Origin of the sequence: Pseudomonas sp. P20, from assembly GCF_016463925.1 — a bacterium.
Classification (GTDB): Bacteria; Pseudomonadota; Gammaproteobacteria; order Pseudomonadales; family Pseudomonadaceae; genus Pseudomonas; species Pseudomonas aeruginosa.
On sequence record NZ_JAEMVM010000009.1, the window covers coordinates 225,961 to 243,604 of the forward strand.

The following is a 17,644-nucleotide window of genomic DNA, read 5'->3' on the forward strand; positions in this document are numbered from 1 at the left end:
GGACTCCCTAGCCTAGGCGCAGGCCGGCGGAGCGTCGAGCGCCGCGCTCAGAGCAGGCCCAGTTGCTCCACTTCCGGGGCCGGGATCGGCTCGGGTAGCGCCGGCAAGCCTGGCAGGCGCTGGCCCAGCAGCGCATGGAAACGCTGGGCCTGCTGGGCCGCCAGGTGATTGTCGGGGGTATGCAGGAATACGTATGGAGTCAGGCCGGCCTCGATCCAGTCGGCCACCTTGTCGACCCAGGGCAAAAGGAACACCTCGTTGGCCGGCAGGTCGGGACCGCCGATGAAACGCACCTGTGGCGTATCGCTGAAGGCCGCCGGACGGATCGGCAGGCGCGGCTTCTTCGACTGGGCGTGGAGCACCGCCGGATCGTCCGAACGGCAACTGAACAGCGCCCGCGAATCCAGGCAGATGCGCTCCACGCCACGCTCGCGCAGGTGGCGGTTGAGCAGGCGCTCGTCCTCGCCTTTGTCGAAGAACGCCGGGTGGCGTACTTCCACGGCAATCCGTCGCGGACTCAGCTCATCGAGGAAATACAGCAGTTCGCCCAGGCGCTGCGGGGTGAACGCCGCCGACAGTTGCAGCCACAGCGGGCTGCCCCTTTCGCCAAGCGGCGCCAGCAGTTCGAGGAAGTCGCCGGCGGCCTCGAGCCGTTCGCGCAGGTCGCCTTCGTGACTGATATCGCGGGGAAACTTGGCACAGAAGCGGAACCCCGCCGGCATCGTCTCGGCCCAGCGCCGCACGGTTTCCGCCGAAGGCCGGGCATAGAAGGTGGTATTGCCCTCGACCGCGTTGAAGATGCCGCCGTAGTGTCCGAGGTAGTCGGCGGAACGCAATTCGCGCGGATAGAAGCTGCCGCGCCAGGCCGCCTCGTTCCAGGATGGACAACCGAGGAAATAAGGAAGGGAAACCACGGGAGCGCAGGGAACCGCTCAGGCGTAGAGGTCGAGGCCGAGGACATCCTCGGCGCCGGCGTCGATGTTGAGGCTGGCGGTGGAGTTGTAGCTGGCCAGGGCCATCGCCGCATGGCTGCTTACCGGGCGCTGGAACGCCAGCAGGTCGCGGGCGCTGACCGGCAGGCTGTCGCCGCCCGCCGAACTGGCCTGGACCTTGCGCGCCTGCGGCGCCTGCTCGAAGCCCTGGCTGCCGGAAACCGGCGCCGGCTGCTCGCGCCGCGCCTCGACCTCGCGCTGCACGTCGCGATACGGCGTGACCGCGGAGCCCGGTCGGGCGCTGCGCTCCAGCGGCAACGAAGAGGAAGAAAGACCGTCGATACGCATGATCAAAACCCGGGGAAGTCTCCACACTCTAGCCAGCCCCGAAAGGCTTGGCAATTACCGCTGCGCGGCATTTTCAGGGCGCTTTTTTCGGCGTCGCCACGTTGTCGCGCAGGTACACCGGCAGCGCCTGTTCCGCCTCCACGCCTTCGCCGCGCGCCCAGGCGAAGCCGGCCAGGCTGAGCAAGTCCTCGGCATGCGGCAGCAGGCTCGCGTCCAGCGCGGCCGGGCGCTGCGGCATGCGCTCGACGTAGCCCCAGCCGGTGCCGGCGCCGAACCAGTCCGCGGCAGCGGCGTCCCACGGTACGGCGACCCGCTCGGGCGGCAGTACCGCTTCGCTGCCGGCCAGGCGCATCTCGCCCTGTTGCAACTGGTAGCAACCCCAGTAGACCTCGTCCATCCGCGCGTCGATGCCCGCGGCGACCCGCTCCGCACCCTGCTCGCGGTAGGCCCGCTGGGCCAGGATCGCCAGGTCGGAGACCGCCAGTACCGGGCGCTGCAGGGCGAAGGCCAGGCCCTGGACCACGCCGATGGCGATGCGCACGCCGGTGAAGGCGCCCGGACCGCGCCCGAAGGCGATGGCGTCCACCGCGGACAGGGCGACGCCGGCCTCGTCGAGCAGGTCGCGGACCATCGGCAGCAGGCGCTGGGCGTGCAGGCGCGGGATCACCTCGTAGTGACTGAGCGCCCGCCCCTCGTGGAGCAGGGCGACGGAGCAGGCTTCGGTGGAGGTATCCAGGGCCAACAGAGTGGACATCGACGGTTCCGCGTGGTGAAAAAGACGCCGATTGTACCAGCCTTCGCCGCCCCGGAAACGCCGACGGCCCGCAAGCGGGCCGTCGGTGCTACAGCGCTGCGGATCAGCTCAGGGCCGAAAGCACTTTCGCGGTGATCTGCTCGACCGAGCCGACGCCGGCGATGCTGTGGTATTTCGGGGTGCCTTCGGCGGCCGACAGCTTCTGGTAGAAGTCGACCAGCGGCTTGGTCTGCGAATGATAGACCGACAGGCGGTGACGCACGGTCTCTTCCTTGTCGTCCTCGCGCTGGATCAGCTCTTCGCCGGTAACGTCGTCCTTGCCGGCGACCTTCGGCGGGTTGTGCTCGGTGTGGTACACGCGGCCGGAGGCCGGATGCACGCGACGACCGGCGATACGCGACACGATCTCCTCGTCGTCGACGGCGATCTCGACCACGTGGTCGATGGTCACACCGGCGTCCTTCAGCGCTTCGGCCTGCGGGATGGTCCGCGGGAAGCCGTCGAACAGGAAGCCCTTGGCGCAATCGGCCTCGGTGATGCGTTCCTTGATCAGGGCGATGATGATGTCGTCGGATACCAGGCCGCCGCTGTCCATCACGCCTTTCACCTGCTGGCCGAGCGGGCTGCCGGCCTTGACTGCGGCGCGCAGCATGTCGCCGGTGGAGATCTGCGGAATGCCGAACTTCTCGGTGATGAACCGTGCCTGGGTGCCTTTGCCGGCACCGGGTGCCCCGAGCAGAATCACACGCATCGATATGCTCCTTAGAATTGGTAAGCGAAAGTCTGGATCCGCCTCGTGGGGCCAATCTCGTATTTGCAGGAAACGGCACTGTATGGCGCCGAAAAGGCTGTCCAAGATACACAGCGCCCCCCCACCGCACAAGACACCGAAAGTTGCCCCCCGCCTTCCCTCATCCGGTGTTGCGCAGTCCGGCGGCGACCCCCGCGACCGTCACCAGCAGCGCCTGCTCCAGGCCGCCGCAGGCGTCGCCCCGGCAGCGCCGCGAACGGGCCAGAAGCTCAGCCTGGAGCAGGTGCAGCGGGTCTAGATAGCTGTTGCGCACGCTGATCGACTCGCGGGTCTCGCTGGCGTGGGCGAGCAGCAGCGACTGCCCGGTCAGTCCCAGTACCACGCGCACCGCCTGCGACAATAGGTCGCGTAAACGACGCCCCAGCGGACGCAGCTCGAGCGGCACTAGACGTTCGTCGTAGAGCCGCGCGATATCCGCGTCGGCCTTGGCCAGGACCATTTCCAGCATGTCGATGCGGGTGGTGAAGAACGGCCATCGCTCGCGCATCTGCCCGAGCAGCGCGCCCTCGCCACGCTCGATGGCGTTCAGCAAGGCGGTCTCCCAGCCAAGCCATGCCGGCAGCATCAGGCGCGTCTGGGTCCAGGCGAAGATCCAGGGAATCGCCCGCAGGCTCTCCACCCCGCCTTCGCGGCGCTTGGCCGGGCGGCTGCCCAGCGGCAGACGGCCCAGTTCCTGCTCGGGCGTGGCCAGGCGGAAATACTCGACGAACTGCGGATCGTCGCGCACCACCCTGCGGTAGGCCAGCAGCGCGTCCTTCGCCAGGCGGTCCATCTGCGCGCGCCAGGCCGGCTCCGGAGCCGGCGGCGGCATCAGGGTCGCTTCCAGCACTGCGGCGAGGTAGAGATTGAGGTTCTGTTCGGCGATGTCCGGCAGACCGAACTTGAAGCGGATCATCTCGCCCTGTTCGGTGACCCGGAAGCGCCCGGCCACCGAACCCGGCGGCTGCGACAGGATCGCCGCGTGGGCCGGCCCGCCGCCGCGACCGACGGTACCGCCGCGGCCGTGGAAGAGCAGCAACTCGACCTCGTGCTGGCGGCAGATCTCCACCAGTTTCTCCTGCGCCCGGTACTGCGCCCAGGCCGCCGTGAGAGTACCGGCGTCCTTGGCCGAATCGGAGTAGCCGATCATCACTTCCTGCACCCCGGAGAGCCGCGAACGGTAGCCCGGCAGCGTCAGCAGGCGCTCCATGCAGGGGCCGGCGTTGTCCAGGTCGTCGAGGGTCTCGAACAGCGGCACCACGCGCATCGGCCAGTCGACGCCGCTTTCCTTTAGCAGCAGTTGCACCGCCAGCACGTCGGACGGCTGGCCGGCCATCGAGATCACGTAGGACCCCAGCGACGCCGGTGGTGCGGCGGCGATCGCCCGGCAGGTGGCGAGCACCTCGGCGGTATCCGCCGAAGGCTGGTAGTGCGCCGGCAGCAGGGGGCGGCGGCTGTTCAGTTCCTCGAGAAGGAATTCCAGGCGGGTCTTCTCGTCCCACTCGTCGTAGCTGCCCAGCTCCAGGTACTCGGTGATCTCGCTCAGCGCGGCGGCATGGCGGGCCGAGTCCTGGCGCACGTCCAGGCGTACCAGGAACAGGCCGAAGGTGGCGGCGCGGCGCAGGCAGTCGAGCAACGCGCCATCGGCGATCACGCCCATGCCGCAGGCGTGCAGCGACTCGTGGCACAGTTGCAGCGGCTCGACCAGGTCGCGGTTGTGCTCCAGGACGCCCTCCGCGGCCGGCACCTCGCCGGCCAGGGCCTGGTGGGTCCAGTTGCGGGTCACGCGCAGGCGCTCGCGCAATTGCTTGAGCAGGGCGCGATAGGGCTCGGCGTTATCGCCGACCCGCGCCAGCAGCTGCGGCGAGGCCTGCTGCATGGACAGCTCGGCGGCCAGTCGGTCGATATCGCGCAGGTACAGGTCGGCGGCCATCCAGCGCGCCAGCAGCAGGACCTCGCGGGTCACGCTGGCGGTGACGTTGGGATTGCCGTCGCGGTCGCCCCCCATCCAGGACGCGAAGCGCAGCGGCGCGGCGGTCAACGGCAGGCGTTCGCCGGTGCTGCGCAGGAGTACCTCGTCGACGTGCCGAAGGACGTTCGGCAAGGCCTGCCAGAGAGAATGTTCGATCACCGCGAAGCCCCATTTCGCCTCGTCCACCGGGGTCGGCCGGACCTTGCGGATCTCGTCGGTATGCCAGGCCTCGGCCACCAGCCGCTGCAGGCGCTGCTGGATGCGACTGCGCTCCTCCGGCAGCAGGTCGGCATGGTCCTTGGCCGCCAGCTGCGCGGTGATCGCATCGTATTTCTGGATCAGCGTGCGCCGCGCCACCTCGGTGGGATGGGCGGTCAGCACCAGTTCGATCTCCAGCCCGGCGAGCTGGCGAGCCAGTTGCCCGGGGGCATGCCCGGCGTCCTTGAGACGCCCCAGCAGCTCTTCCAGCACCAGGTTCTCGAAGGGTTCCGGCTCGTTCGGCCGGCGCCGGCGGATACGGTGGTATTGCTCGGCGATATTGGCCAGGTTGAGGAACTGGTTGAAGGCCCGCGCCACCGGCAGCAGTTCGTCTTCCTCGAGCCCGTCGAGGGTGGCGGTGAGCTGCTGGGCGCCCTCCGCGGAACCGCGGCGGGCAGCCTTGGCGCCCTTGCGGATCAGCTCGATCTTGTCGAGGAACCGCGGGCCGTACTGCTCGCGGATGGTGTCGCCGAGCAATTCGCCCAGTTGGTGGACGTCCTCGCGCAGGCGCGCATCGATCTCCGGCATGACCTGTCTCCACTGCGGGTGGGAAACCAGCTTGGCTCAGGCGCCCCCGCGCTTACAAGCCCGCAGGGTGCCAGTACGGCGCCGCCGGGCCGGAAGCGAGGCTGCCGGCGCCGATCGGGTCTAGTCTGAAGGAAGTGCCCGCACCGAGGCACGGCCCCACGAGGGCCCCCCAGCACGCCCGCCACGACCGGGCTGAAGAGGTCAGCATGAAGATCCGTGAGCTTGTCCGCCATTGGGAACACACCGCCAAGGGCCGCATGGCCCGCAACCACTACAGCATCCCGCTGGACGTCGAAAGCGCCGCGCGCCTCGCCGCGCTGCACGAGATGTATCCGCGGCGCAGCGTCGAGGAACTACTGGGCGAGCTGGTCGGCGCCGCCCTGGAAGAACTGGAGGCGAGCTTTCCCTACGTGAAGGGGAGTCAGGTGGTGGCCACCGACGAACAGGGCGATCCGCTCTATGAGGATGTCGGCCCTACCCCACGCTTCCTGTCGCTCTCGCGCAAGTACCTGCACGAACTGGTCGCGCAACAGGACACCTCCAGTCACTGAGCGCGGCTTCAGCCATGCCGGCGGTGCACGCCGGGGACGTGCATGTGCCCGGCCTCGGCGCATTCCTCGGCGATTGGCGACAGCGGCGCGGGCTGCTCCAGTTCGCGGAGGATGCCGCAGGCCTGGCTGTTGCCGGCGACCGTACAGCGTGAGCCGAGATCCCGCAGTTGCTCGCGCAATGCCTGGAGTTCGGCGATGCGCACCTCGACGTGATGCAGGTGCTCGTCGATCAACCGGTTGGCGGTGCCGCAATCCGCCTCGGGACGGTCGCGCAACGCCAGCAGGGTACGGATTTCCTCCTGGGTCATGTCCAGCGAGCGGCAGTGACGGATGAACGACAGGCGCTCGACATGCGCCAGGGTGTATTGCCGATAGTTGCCTTCGCTACGCGCGGGCTCGGGCAACAGGCCTTCGCGCTCGTAGTAGCGGATGGTCTCCACCGGGCAACCGGTTCTCTTCGCCAGCTCACCGATCTTCATGCCAACCCTCCTCCAATCGCCGACGCGGCTACCCGAATTGGCAGTACCGCTTGACTCTGTAGTTGCTACAGGGTGTGCAATCGCACCCAACACGTCAAACGGGAATTGTTTCCATGAGCCACGAACACGCCGACACTTGCTGTCACGGTCACGGTCACGGTCACGGTCACGGTCACGGTCACGGACATGATCATGGGCACCGCCACGCGCCTCGCCCGGCGGTGGCCGCCATCGGAACCCTGGCCGGCAACGCCGAGTTGCGCTGGAGCGACCTGCGCATCGAAGCGATGGACTGCCCGACCGAGGAACGCCTGATCCGCGACGCCCTCGGTCGCCAGCCGGCAGTGGAGTCGCTGGAATTCAACCTGATGCAGCGCCTGCTGCGCGTCCAGCATCGCTTCGACAGCGTCGAGCCGCTGCAGAAGCTGATCGCCGGCCTCGGCATGCAGGCGGTGCCGCTGGATGCCGGCGAAAATACCGACGGCCCCTCGCAAGCGCCGGCGAAGCCCTGGTGGCCGCTGGCCCTGGCCGGCGCGATGGCGCTGGCCTCGGAGATCGTCGAATGGTTCGGCCTGGCGCCGGACTGGGTGGTCGCCGGCCTCGCCCTGCTGGCCATCCTCGGCGCCGGCCTGCCGACCTACCGCAAGGGCTGGATCGCACTGAAGAACCGTAACCTGAACATCAACGCCCTGATGAGTATCGCCGTGACCGGCGCCGTGCTCATCGGCCAGTGGCCGGAAGCGGCGATGGTCAGCGTGCTGTTCGCCATCGCCGAGTTGATCGAGGCGAAGTCCCTGGATCGCGCGCGCAACGCCATCCGCGGCCTGCTGCAACTGGCTCCGGAACAGGCCACCGTGCTGGTCGGCGGCGAATGGAAGGAACTGCCGGCCAAGCAAGTGGAACTGGAAGCCACCGTGCGCGTGAAGCCCGGCGAACGCATCGCACTCGACGGCGAGGTGACCAGCGGCCGCTCCAGCGTCAACCAGGCGCCGATCACCGGCGAAAGCCTGCCGGTGGAGAAGGAGGTCGGCGAGCCGGTGTTCGCCGGCAGCATCAACGGCGAGGGCGCGCTGGAGTACCGCGTCACCCGCCGCGCCGACGACAGCACCCTGGCCCGGATCATCCACGCCGTGGAGGAAGCCCAGGGTTCCCGCGCACCGACCCAGCGTTTCGTCGACAGTTTCGCCCGCGTCTACACCCCGGTGGTATTCCTCATCGCCCTCGCCACCGCGGTGCTGCCGCCGCTGCTGTTCGGCGGCGCCTGGCTGGACTGGATCTACCGCGCCCTGGTGCTGCTGGTGATCGCCTGTCCCTGCGCGCTGGTGATCTCCACCCCGGTGACCATCGTCAGCGGCCTTTCCGCCGCGGCGCGCCTGGGCATCCTGATCAAGGGCGGGGTGTTCCTCGAACTCGGGCGCAAGCTGTCCTGGGTCGCCCTCGACAAGACCGGCACCATCACCCATGGCAAACCGCAACAGACCGACTACCTGCCGATCGCGGAGGCTGACGGGACGGATGCGCGCCTGCTCGCCGCCAGCCTGGCCGCGCGTTCCGACCACCCGGTATCGCGCGCCGTGGCCAACGCAGCGGAAGAGGACGGCCTTGCCCTGGGCGTGGTCGAGGACCTCGCCGCCTTGCCGGGACGAGGCGTCAGCGGACGCATCGACGGCGTCCTCTACCACCTCGGCAACCATCGCCTGGTGGAGGAACTGGGCCTCTGCTCGCCGGCCCTGGAAGAGCGCCTGGACGCCCTGGAACGCCAGGGCAAGACGGTCATCGCGCTGTGCGATCCGCAGCGCGTGCGGGCCCTCTTCGCCGTCGCCGACGGGGTCAAGGACAGCAGCCGCGAGGCGATCCGCGAGCTGCACGCGCTGGACGTGAAGACCCTGATGCTCACCGGCGACAACCCGCACACCGCAGCCGCCATCGCTGCCCAGGTAGGCATCGACGCAGCTCGCGGCAACCTCCTGCCGGAGGACAAGCTGCGTGAAGTGGAAGCGCGCCAGGCCGACGGCTCGCGGGTCGGCATGGTCGGCGACGGGATCAACGACGCGCCGGCCCTGGCCCGCGCCGACATCGGCTTCGCCATGGGCGCGGCGGGCACCGACACGGCCATCGAGACCGCCGGCGTCGCGCTGATGGACGACGACCTGCGCAAGTTGCCGCAATTCGTCCGGCTGTCGCGCACCACCCACGCGATCCTGGTCCAGAACATCACCCTGGCCCTGGGCATCAAGGCGGTGTTCCTCGCCCTTACCCTGGCAGGCGAAGGCACCCTGTGGATGGCGGTATTCGCCGACATGGGCGCCAGCCTGCTGGTGGTGTTCAACGGTCTGCGACTGTTGCGCAAGCGTTTCTAAAAGGCCCCACTGGCCTCCTCCAGCCCCACTCAGGTGGGGCTTTTTTCTGCCCGAGTGTTCCGTCCTGGAGCGCTGCGGCAGTTGTGCGTTTCGTGGACTAGAGCCCTGTAGGACGGGCTTTAGTGAGCAGAGGTGGCGTTCTGCGACCACGCCGGAAGCCGACTGTTCAGTCAGAAAATTTCAGATTTTTTTTTGAACCCCTGAACCAGCGGGGGAGTCACTAAAAGTACATGGCCAATCGCCAAGCCCCTGAAACAGAGGCCTGGCAGAGGCTTGCTCAGTGAGCAGGAAGAAAAGACCGGAGGGCCGGAAACGCGCCCACGGTAATGGCCAGAGATGAAAGCCAAGGAATCAGCATCCCTGTCAGAGGAAATTTCCCATGGAGCAAAAAGCGATGAGCAAGCAACACACCGGTTCCCTGCGTGGCCTCAAGCTGGCCCTGCTGGCCGTAGGCAGCAGCCTGGTCCTGGCCGGCTGCGCCGGCAACCCGCCGACCGAGCAGTTCGCCGTGACCGAATCCGCGGTGAATAACGCGGTGAGCGCCGGCGGCCCGGAATATGCCCCGGTCGAGATGAAGTCCGCTCAGGACAAGCTGAGCCAGGCGCGCATCGCCATGAACGACAAGGAATACGACCAGGCCAAGCGCCTGGCGCAGCAGGCCGAGTGGGACGCCCGGGTCGCCGAGCGCAAGACCCAGGCCGCCAAGGCGCAGAAAGCCGTGAAGGATGCCCAGCAGGGCGTCATGGAACTGCGTGAGGAAGGCATGCGCGATACGCAGCACTAAGCCGGATTCCGCCCTTCTTTCGTCGATTCGTGATTAAGGATGACCCCTATGCGTAAGTACATTGCCCTCCCCGCCGTATCCCTGCTGGCCCTGGCGCTGGCCGCCTGCTCCACGCCGCCGAACGCCAACCTGGAACAGGCCCGCAGCAACTTCTCCGCGCTGCAGTCGCAGCCCGACGCGACCAAGGTCGCGGCCCTGGAAACCAAGGACGCCGGCGACTGGCTGGCCAAGGCCGACAAGGCCTACCAGGATGGCGAAGACCAGCGCGACGTGGACCAACTGGCCTACCTGACCAACCAGCGCATCGAACTGGCCAAGCAGACCATCGTCCTGCGCAATGCCGAGGCGCAGTTGCAGAACGCCTCCGCCCAGCGCGCCCAGGCCCGCCTCGACGCGCGCACCGCGCAACTGGACAAGCTGCGTAGCCAACTGAATGCCAAGCAGACCTCGCGCGGCACCATGGTGACCTTCGGCGACGTTCTGTTCGATCTCGACAAGTCCGACCTGAAGCCCGGCGCCATGCGCAACATCCAGCAACTGGCCGAGTTCCTCCAGCAGAACCCGGAGCGCCAGGTGATCGTAGAGGGCTACACCGATAGCACCGGTTCCGCCAACTACAACCAGCGCCTGTCCGAGCGTCGTGCCGACTCGGTGCGCATGGCCCTGCTCAGCCGCGGCATCAGCCCGGAACGCGTAGCCACCCGTGGCTACGGCAAGGAATATCCGGTGGCCAGCAACGGCACCAGCTCCGGCCGTGCCATGAACCGTCGGGTGGAAGTCACCATTTCCAACGACGCCAAGCCGGTCGCGCCACGCTCCTCCGTCAGCGGCTGATAAGCCCTACGGAAGCCCAAAAGCCCCGCCATCCGGCGGGGCTTTTTCATGGGCGGGGCTTGAGCTTTCCAGGTATCAGCGGGCCACAGGCCGCTCGCCGAGCAAGCGCTGGTAGCGCTCGGCCATCGAGCTATCGAAGGCAACCAGGACGATTTCCTCCAGGCTGCTGTGCGCCGGGCGTTGCCGGCAGACCTCTTCGACGGCAATGGCCGCGGCCTGCTCCAAGGGATAGCCGTAGATGCCGCAGCTGATGGCGGGGAACGCGACGCTGGCCGCCCCGGCCTGCTCGGCCAGCGCCAGGCTGCGCCGGTAGCAGCTGGCCAGCAGCTCCGCTTCGCCGTTGTCGCCGCCGCGCCAGACCGGGCCGACGGTGTGGATCACGTGGGCCGCCGGCAGACGGAACCCACGGGTGATCTTCGCCTCGCCGGTCTTGCAACCGTACAGCAGGCGGCAGGCCGCCACCAGTTCGGCACCGGCGGCGCGGTGGATGGCGCCGTCGACACCGCCCCCACCGAGCAGCGAGGAGTTCGCCGCGTTGACGATGGCATCCACCGCAAGACGGGTGATGTCTCCCTGCCAGACGCGGATCTCGGTCATTTCACTTCCTGCGGGACTTCCTGTCCGGCGCAGCGCACGGCGTGCTTCCTGTTGTCCACCAGCACGCCGGAAAGGCCCTTCTGCTCGGTGTCGAACAGCACCAGGACGCCATCGATGCACTGCGCGACCTGCTTGGCCGGCTCCAGGGACAGCTTCACATCTTCGCCGGGCAGGCTCTTCAGCATGGTGAAGTCGGCCAGCAACAGGGCGTCCTGCGGCTTGGCGAAATGCAGGTAGCCGTAGTACCAGAGCACGCCGACGGTGACGAAGATGGTACCGATGCCGGTCAGGATGCAGGGGAGTACGTTACGGTCGCTCATGGATTGCCTTCGGGTTTCGCGGATTCGCGGTTCGGGATTTCGGCCAGCCGGCGCAGGCCGGTGAAGCCATGGGGATCGTCGAGGAAGCGCAGCATCACTTCCTGCCAGGTCGCTTCGGCGAAGGTCTGCACGTGGCCGCCTCGGGTCAGTTGCAGGACCTTCGGCGGCCGCGCCTGGCGGTACAGGGCGATGCCGTTCTCGAGGGGCACAATGGTATCGTCGATGCTGTGAAAGAACAGCATGGGTGCGCCAGAAAGCCGCGCCACCGAATGGATGGCGCTGTCGTCGTCGGGCACCAGCCAGGACAGCGGCACCTGCAGCGGCCAGGTCAGCCAGGAACCGTCCAGCATGTGCCGGGCGATGCCGCGGTAGCTCGCCGGTACCCCGTCGAACACCAGCGCCTTGAACTGGCCCTGGCGCTGCGGATGCTCGGCCAGGTAGTGGATCGCCAGCGCGCCGCCGAGACTCTGCCCCAGCAGCACGCGCTCGGTGCCCTTCACCTCCGGCGCCTGGTCGAGCCAGGCGAACGCCGCGTCGATGTCGCGGTAGACCTCCGGCAGTCCCGGCTGGCCCTCCGACTGGCCGTAGCCGCGATAGTCGAGCATCAGCACCTGGTAGCCCTCGGCGGGCAGCCACCACGTGCCGCCGAGGTGCCAGGACAGGTTGCCGCCGTTGCCGTGCAGGTAGAGCACAGTGCCTTTCACCGGCACGCCTTTCTTCGCCGGCAGCCACCAGGCGCGCAGGCGCACGCCGTCGGCGGTGGTCAGGGTGACGTCGCGGTACTCCAGCCCGGCGCGCGCCGGAGTGATCTGCACCACCGGCTCGGGATAGAACAGCAGCGAACTGCAGCCACCGAGGAACAGCGCGCCGAGTACCAGCAGCGGGATCAGCAGGCGCTTCATCCGTTGTTGGTCCTTACCTCTTCGCGGGCGCGAAAGGTGGCGTCGTAGATGCGCCCGGCCAGGCGCGAGAACGGCAGGCTCTGCAGCCAGACGGTGCCGCTGCCCTTGAGGGTGGTCAGCAGCAATCCTTCGCCGCCGAACAGCATGCTCTTCAGGCCGCCGGCCAGTTGCACGTCGTAGTCGATGCCGTCGGTGAAGGCCACCAGGCAACCGGTGTCGACCCGCAGCGTCTCGCCATTCAACTGGCGGCGGATCAGCGTGCCGCCGGCGTGGACGAAGACCAGGCCATCGCCCTCGAGCTTCTGCAGGATGAAGCCCTCGCCGCCGAAGAAACCGGCGCCCAGGCGCTTGGTGAAGGCGATGCCGACCCGGGTGCCATAGGCTGCGCAGAGGAACGAGTCCTTCTGGCAGAACAGGCGCCCGCCGACATCGTCCAGGTCCACCGCCACCACGCTGCCCGGATAGGGCGCGGCAAAGGCCACGTGCTGCTTGCCCTGGCCTTCGTTGGTGAAGTGGGTCATGAACACCGACTCGCCACCGAGCTTGCGCTTGCCGGCGCTCCACAGCTTGCCCAGCAGGCTGCCGTCGGAGCCGTCGCCCATCCGCGCGGTGAAGCGGATGTCGCCGGTCATGTAGTTCATCGCCCCGGCCTCGGCGATCACGGTTTCCCCGGGGTCGAGTTCGATCTCCACGGTCTGCATGGATTCGCCGAGGATGCGGTAGTCGAGTTCGTGGCTGGCCATCGCCGTTCTCCTTGCTTGCCGGCCGACCGCCCGCGCGCACCGGGAAAGACCGGCACGGCGGGGAACGGTCAGAGGATGTTCGCGTAGTCCGCTTCGATGCGGTCCAGGCTGAGGTGGTTGAGGAAGTTCGAGAAGCACATCCAGGCCGACAGCGCGTTGAGGTCGCGGAACTGCGGCGGCAGGTACTTCGGCGGCGCCACCAGGCCCTCGTCCACCAGTTGGCGCAGGGTGCGCATGTCTTCCAGGGTGGTCTTGCCGCAGAACAGCAAGGGGATCTGTTCGAGCTTGCCCTTGCGCACGGCGAGCTGGATGTAGTTGTAGATGAGGATGAAGCCCTTCAGGTAGGACAGGTCCTTGGTGAACGGCAGGCCATCCGGGGTCGAGCCGCGGAAGACCCGGCTGGCGTTCTGGTAGCTGTCCTCCAGGCTGTAGCCCTGCTCGCGGTAGAAGTGGAACACGTCGAGGAAATCGGCGCCCTCCTCGGCCATGTGGATCGCCCGGGTGCGATTGGTCAGCTTGCGCAGGCGGGTCGGGTAGGAGGCGAAGGCGATCACCTCCATCAGGATCGCCAGGCCTTCCTGGGTCACGGTGGAGGACGGCGGTCCCTTGGCGAGGAAGGTGCAGATCGGCTGGCTCAGGCCGTTCAGGGTGGTGCCGACGTGCACCAGGCCCTCGTGGACCTCCAGCGCGCGCACGTCGCGCTCGTTGAACAGGGCGTCGGCGCGTACCTTGATATAGTCGGCGCCGGCCGCCGCGTCGGCGACGATGCCGTCGGACTCGAACACGCGGATGGTGCCCTCCTCCTCGCCGAACACGGTGTTCAGCCGCGCCTGGAGGATCGGTACGACCTCCTTGGCGGTCAGGGTCTTGGGTTCATCCTTGAGATCGCCGCGGTCGGCGATGTTGTTCAGGTAGTCGGAGAGCATCAGGCCGAGGTCGGCCAGGGTCGGATCGCCGGCATGGAAGGCGTCCGAGGCCGAGCCGTAGAGTTCCTGGGAGATCAGCCCGAGGTCCGGGGTGCCGCGCGCCTCGAGCATGCGAATGACCATCCGGTATTCCTTGCACATCCGCCGCATGATCTGCCCGACCGGGTTGAACTGGCCCAACTGGCGGGTGATGTCGCGCTCGATGTTCTGGAATTCCTGCTTCTTGGCGCTGGCGTCGAAGGCCAGCGGGCGGCTGTCGTAGTAGCCGCGATCGACCTTCGGCGCATGCTTGCCGCGGCCCTTGAGGAAGTCCTGGCGGATCCCGTCGTCCCATTTGATCGCATCCAGCACGCGGATCGGCGTCTGCGCCTCGACGATGCGATCGGACAGGGAGCGGATGATCTTCTGGTAGTCGTTCTGCGCCTTGCGCTGGCTCATCGGCAATCTCATTGGGTGACCCGCTGGAAGCGGGCGGCCTCGACGAACACGTCGGAATTGGCGGGATCGTTCAGGTAGGCGAAGACCTTCGCCAACGGGCTGCGCACCAGCGCGCCCTTGCCCTGATCGCTGTCGACGGTCTCGCCGTCGAGCTGGCCGGCGCCGAGGTCCTCGACGATGCGCTCGACGTCGAGGTTGTAGATCACCAGCTCGTCACCGTCGGTGATCTCGAAGCCGGCGATGATGAAGTTGCCGCCCAGGCTCTTCGGCAGGCCGGCCGACAGGTACCAGCGCTTGCCCTGGTGGGAGACGGTGAAGCCGTAGTCTTCCAGGCTCTCGGTATTGTCCTTGCTGTCCACGTAGCTGAGCGCACGGTAGACATTGCTGCCGGAACGGGTGATCTCCAGGAATTGTTCTTCCTTCCACTCGTTCTCGCGGCTCCAGGTCCCGAGCAGATGGCTCGGCGCCGCCTCGCGCGGCGGTATCGGCTCCTTGAAGGTGACCAGGCAACCGCCCAACAGCAGGAAACTCAGGACCACCAGGCAACGCCAGGCTTTCATCACACGCTCCTTAGGAACCCTCCGCAACCTGCGACCGGCTGGCCGAGGGAAGGTTCGGGTATGAAAAACCCCGCCATGGCGGGGTTGACGCTCAGGTCACAGGCCCATGACCAGATTCAGGTACCGTCTGAGTATGGCGCGCATTTCGTCCACGGCCAGTTGCTCGACCCCGTCCACGAGGCCCTGATATTCCATCTGCAGAATAATCGACGTCAACACCTTGGCGTCCTGCTCGGGCTGCCCGGAACCGAGCACCTGGAAGAAATGCACGGCGCCGAGGGAGAGAATCCGCTGGTGGGCATCGGCCAGTTCGCGCAGGCGCGGGTTGAGCAACGCCTCCTGGCGGAAGGCCTGCTCGGCCAGCAGGTGCTCGCGGCGCTCGGTGAGCTGGACCTGGACATACTGCACGGCAAGCTCGACGATCCGTTCCACCAGCGAGCCACGGGCGCCGGGGTCGTCGGCCAGCACCGCGGCCATCTCCTGGAGGTCGCCCTCCACGCTGCTCCAGAACGCCGACAGCGCCTCTGCGTTGCGCTCGACGAAGAGGGCGAAGGTGTCGGTGATGAGATCGTCGATGTCCTTGAAGTAGTAGGTGGTGGCCGACAACGGCACCTGGGCCTCGGCGGCCACCGCGCGGTGGCGCACGGCCCGTACGCCGTCGCGGACGATCAGGCGCATGGCGGCATCGAGAATCGCCTGGCGCCGCTGCTCGCTGCCCTGGCGGCTGGCCTTGCGGCCCTGGTAACGAACGCTTTCGGCTACCGCGCTGGCGGCCTGCGCGGCGCTGTCTCTGGGAGCTACTCGGGACACGGTGTTTCCTCCGCTCGCGGACGATGGGGCATTGTTCGGACTTTTTCGCGTGGAATCAATCGGCCGCTATCGGGGAAGCTCCGATCCCACCCGCACCTTCCGTGGTCAGCCGGCGGATCGGCGGCTATCGGCCCCTGGCCCGGCGGCCGGGACACCGCGCGGCCATGAAAAAACCGCCCGAAGGCGGCTTTTCCATGGACTGTTGCGGCGCTCAGGCCTGCGGGCGCATGTGCGGGAACAGGATCACGTCGCGGATCGACGGCGAGTTGGTCAGCAGCATCACCAGGCGGTCGATGCCGATGCCTTCGCCGGCGGTCGGCGGCATGCCGTATTCCAGGGCATTGATGAAGTCGGCGTCGTAGTGCATCGCCTCGTCGTCGCCGGCGTCCTTCTCCTTGACCTGCAACATGAAGCGCTCGGCCTGGTCCTCGGCGTCGTTCAGCTCGGAATAGGCATTGGCGATCTCGCGGCCGCCGATGAACAGCTCGAAGCGGTCGGTGACGCTCGGGTCTTCGTCGTTGCGGCGGGCCAGCGGCGAAACCTCGAAGGGGTAGCGGGTGATGAAGTGCGGCTGCTCCAGCTTGTGCTCCACCAGTTCCTCGAAAATCATCACCTGCAGCTTGCCCAGGCCTTCGTGGCCGAGGACCTTGGCGCCGGCCTTCTTGGCGATGGCCCGCGCCTTCTCGACGTCGTTGAGGTCGGCGGCGGTGATCTCCGGGTTGTACTTGAGGATCGAATCGAACACCGACAGGCGCACGAACGGCTCGCCGAAGTGGAAGACCTTGTCGCCGTAGGGCACGTCGGTGGTACCGAGTACCGCCTGGGCCAGTTCGCGGAACAGTTCCTCGGTCAGGTCCATGTTGTCTTCGTAGTCGGCGTAGGCCTGGTAGAACTCGAGCATGGTGAACTCGGGGTTGTGCCGGGTCGAGACGCCTTCGTTACGGAAGTTGCGGTTGATCTCGAAGACCTTCTCGAAACCGCCGACCACCAGGCGCTTGAGGTACAGCTCCGGGGCGATGCGCAGGAACATGGCCATGTCCAGCGCGTTGTGATGGGTCTCGAACGGCTTGGCCGCGGCGCCGCCGGGGATGGTCTGCAGCATCGGGGTCTCCACTTCGAGGAAACCGCGCTCGCTGAGGAAACGGCGGATGTGGGCGATGACCTGGGAACGCACGCGGAAGGTGTGGCGGGTTTCCTCGTTGACCATCAGGTCGACGTAGCGCTGGCGGTAGCGCTGCTCGGTGTCGGTCAGGCCATGGTGCTTGTCCGGCAGCGGACGCAGCGACTTGGTCAGCAGGCGCACGCTGGTCATGTCGACGTACAGGTCGCCCTTGCCCGAGCGGGCCAGCACGCCTTCGGCGCCGATGATGTCGCCCAGGTCCCAGGTCTTGATCTCGGCCAGGGTTTCTTCCGGCAGGGTCTTGCGGTTGACGTAGACCTGCAGGCGCTCGCTGCTGTCCTGGAGGACGATGAAGGAACCGCGGTTGAGCATGATCCGACCGGCCACCTTGACCGGGATCGCTGCGGCTTCCAGCTCTTCCTTGGTCTTGTCGGCGTACTGTTTCTGCAGGTCCGCGAAGTAGGCGTCGCGGCGGAAGTCGTTGGGGAAGGCGATGGCCCGGGCTTCGCGCACGGCGGCAAGTTTTTCCTTGCGCTGGGCGATCAGCTTGTTTTCTTCCTGTTGCAGTTCGTGCTGGTCGAGTTGTTGGTCGCTCATGGTCTTGGTGGTTCCTGGTTAGGCTCTCTTGCCTGTGGAAA

The 17,644-nt window shown here is 67.2% G+C and carries 18 protein-coding genes; 4 read left to right on the forward strand and 14 right to left on the reverse strand.

All coding sequences use genetic code 11. From position 1 onward, the window contains the following. Window positions 1-47: 47 nt before the first annotated feature. The 5 genes from JHD77_RS13625 to ppc all read right to left on the reverse strand — a co-directional run bounded on the left by JHD77_RS13625 (window position 48) and on the right by ppc (window position 5,582). On the reverse strand, window positions 48-914 hold the full coding sequence (locus JHD77_RS13625) for a DUF72 domain-containing protein (RefSeq protein WP_031643110.1): 867 nt from the start codon (window positions 912-914) through the stop codon (window positions 48-50). Between the two features lie 18 nt (window positions 915-932). Beyond that, window positions 933-1,280, reverse strand: coding sequence for a hypothetical protein (locus JHD77_RS13630; protein ID WP_003098661.1), 348 nt, complete (start codon window positions 1,278-1,280; stop codon window positions 933-935). A 73-nt stretch (window positions 1,281-1,353) separates the two neighbouring features. Beyond that, complete coding sequence (gene tsaB, locus JHD77_RS13635; RefSeq protein ID WP_031757047.1) at window positions 1,354-2,034, reverse strand: tRNA (adenosine(37)-N6)-threonylcarbamoyltransferase complex dimerization subunit type 1 TsaB; 681 nt, start codon at window positions 2,032-2,034, stop codon at window positions 1,354-1,356. Window positions 2,035-2,137: 103 nt separating this feature from the next. Further along, window positions 2,138-2,785: an adenylate kinase gene (gene adk, locus JHD77_RS13640; RefSeq protein ID WP_003092485.1), complete on the reverse strand. Its 648-nt coding sequence runs from the start codon at window positions 2,783-2,785 to the stop codon at window positions 2,138-2,140. A 160-nt stretch (window positions 2,786-2,945) separates the two neighbouring features. Continuing rightward, complete coding sequence (gene ppc, locus JHD77_RS13645) at window positions 2,946-5,582, reverse strand: phosphoenolpyruvate carboxylase (protein ID WP_012613671.1); 2,637 nt, start codon at window positions 5,580-5,582, stop codon at window positions 2,946-2,948. A 206-nt stretch (window positions 5,583-5,788) separates the two neighbouring features. Here ppc and JHD77_RS13650 point away from each other — a divergent pair, with 206 nt between their 5' ends. Continuing rightward, the gene (locus JHD77_RS13650; RefSeq protein ID WP_003092488.1) at window positions 5,789-6,133 is read left to right on the forward strand and encodes a hypothetical protein; all 345 of its coding nucleotides are present in this window, start codon (window positions 5,789-5,791) and stop codon (window positions 6,131-6,133) included. Between the two features lie 8 nt (window positions 6,134-6,141). Here the strand turns inward: JHD77_RS13650 and cadR are convergent, their stop codons facing one another. After that, window positions 6,142-6,612, reverse strand: a complete 471-nt coding sequence (gene cadR / locus JHD77_RS13655; protein WP_003103716.1) for a Cd(II)/Pb(II)-responsive transcriptional regulator — start codon at window positions 6,610-6,612, stop codon at window positions 6,142-6,144. 113 nt (window positions 6,613-6,725) lie between these two features. On the opposite strand from cadR, the gene JHD77_RS13660 reads away from it, so the two are divergent. From JHD77_RS13660 to JHD77_RS13670, 3 genes are all read left to right on the forward strand, one after another. Continuing rightward, a complete protein-coding gene (locus JHD77_RS13660) occupies window positions 6,726-8,972 on the forward strand; it encodes a heavy metal translocating P-type ATPase (protein ID WP_031653802.1) in 2,247 nt (748 codons plus the stop codon). 379 nt (window positions 8,973-9,351) lie between these two features. Next, on the forward strand, window positions 9,352-9,756 hold the full coding sequence (locus tag JHD77_RS13665; protein WP_003092495.1) for a DUF4398 domain-containing protein: 405 nt from the start codon (window positions 9,352-9,354) through the stop codon (window positions 9,754-9,756). A gap of 48 nt (window positions 9,757-9,804) precedes the next feature. Then, window positions 9,805-10,590, forward strand: a complete 786-nt coding sequence (locus JHD77_RS13670; RefSeq protein WP_003092499.1) for an OmpA family protein — start codon at window positions 9,805-9,807, stop codon at window positions 10,588-10,590. Between the two features lie 75 nt (window positions 10,591-10,665). Here JHD77_RS13670 and JHD77_RS13675 read toward each other — a convergent pair whose 3' ends face one another. The 8 genes from JHD77_RS13675 to lysS form a co-directional block, all read right to left on the reverse strand. After that, on the reverse strand, window positions 10,666-11,187 hold the full coding sequence (locus tag JHD77_RS13675) for an O-acetyl-ADP-ribose deacetylase (protein ID WP_031757043.1): 522 nt from the start codon (window positions 11,185-11,187) through the stop codon (window positions 10,666-10,668). After that, entirely contained in the window at window positions 11,184-11,507 is a 324-nt protein-coding gene (locus tag JHD77_RS13680) for a hypothetical protein (RefSeq protein WP_003092509.1), read from the reverse strand. Before JHD77_RS13680 ends, JHD77_RS13675 begins: the two co-directional genes overlap by 4 nt. Continuing rightward, window positions 11,504-12,409 carry an alpha/beta hydrolase gene (locus JHD77_RS13685; RefSeq protein ID WP_003103721.1) on the reverse strand — a complete coding sequence of 302 codons (906 nt, stop codon included), beginning with the start codon at window positions 12,407-12,409 and terminating at the stop codon, window positions 11,504-11,506. Before JHD77_RS13685 ends, JHD77_RS13680 begins: the two co-directional genes overlap by 4 nt. Beyond that, window positions 12,406-13,152, reverse strand: coding sequence for a TIGR00266 family protein (locus JHD77_RS13690; protein WP_003113847.1), 747 nt, complete (start codon window positions 13,150-13,152; stop codon window positions 12,406-12,408). Before JHD77_RS13690 ends, JHD77_RS13685 begins: the two co-directional genes overlap by 4 nt. 68 nt (window positions 13,153-13,220) lie before the next feature. Next, the gene (locus JHD77_RS13695; protein WP_003092515.1) at window positions 13,221-14,516 is read right to left on the reverse strand and encodes a flavohemoglobin expression-modulating QEGLA motif protein; all 1,296 of its coding nucleotides are present in this window, start codon (window positions 14,514-14,516) and stop codon (window positions 13,221-13,223) included. Between the two features lie 8 nt (window positions 14,517-14,524). Continuing rightward, complete coding sequence (locus JHD77_RS13700; RefSeq protein WP_003103725.1) at window positions 14,525-15,076, reverse strand: hypothetical protein; 552 nt, start codon at window positions 15,074-15,076, stop codon at window positions 14,525-14,527. A gap of 96 nt (window positions 15,077-15,172) precedes the next feature. Further along, window positions 15,173-15,886: a TetR/AcrR family transcriptional regulator gene (locus tag JHD77_RS13705; RefSeq protein ID WP_003092520.1), complete on the reverse strand. Its 714-nt coding sequence runs from the start codon at window positions 15,884-15,886 to the stop codon at window positions 15,173-15,175. 211 nt (window positions 15,887-16,097) lie between these two features. Then, complete coding sequence (lysS, locus tag JHD77_RS13710; protein ID WP_003103728.1) at window positions 16,098-17,603, reverse strand: lysine--tRNA ligase; 1,506 nt, start codon at window positions 17,601-17,603, stop codon at window positions 16,098-16,100. Window positions 17,604-17,644 lie beyond the last annotated feature (41 nt).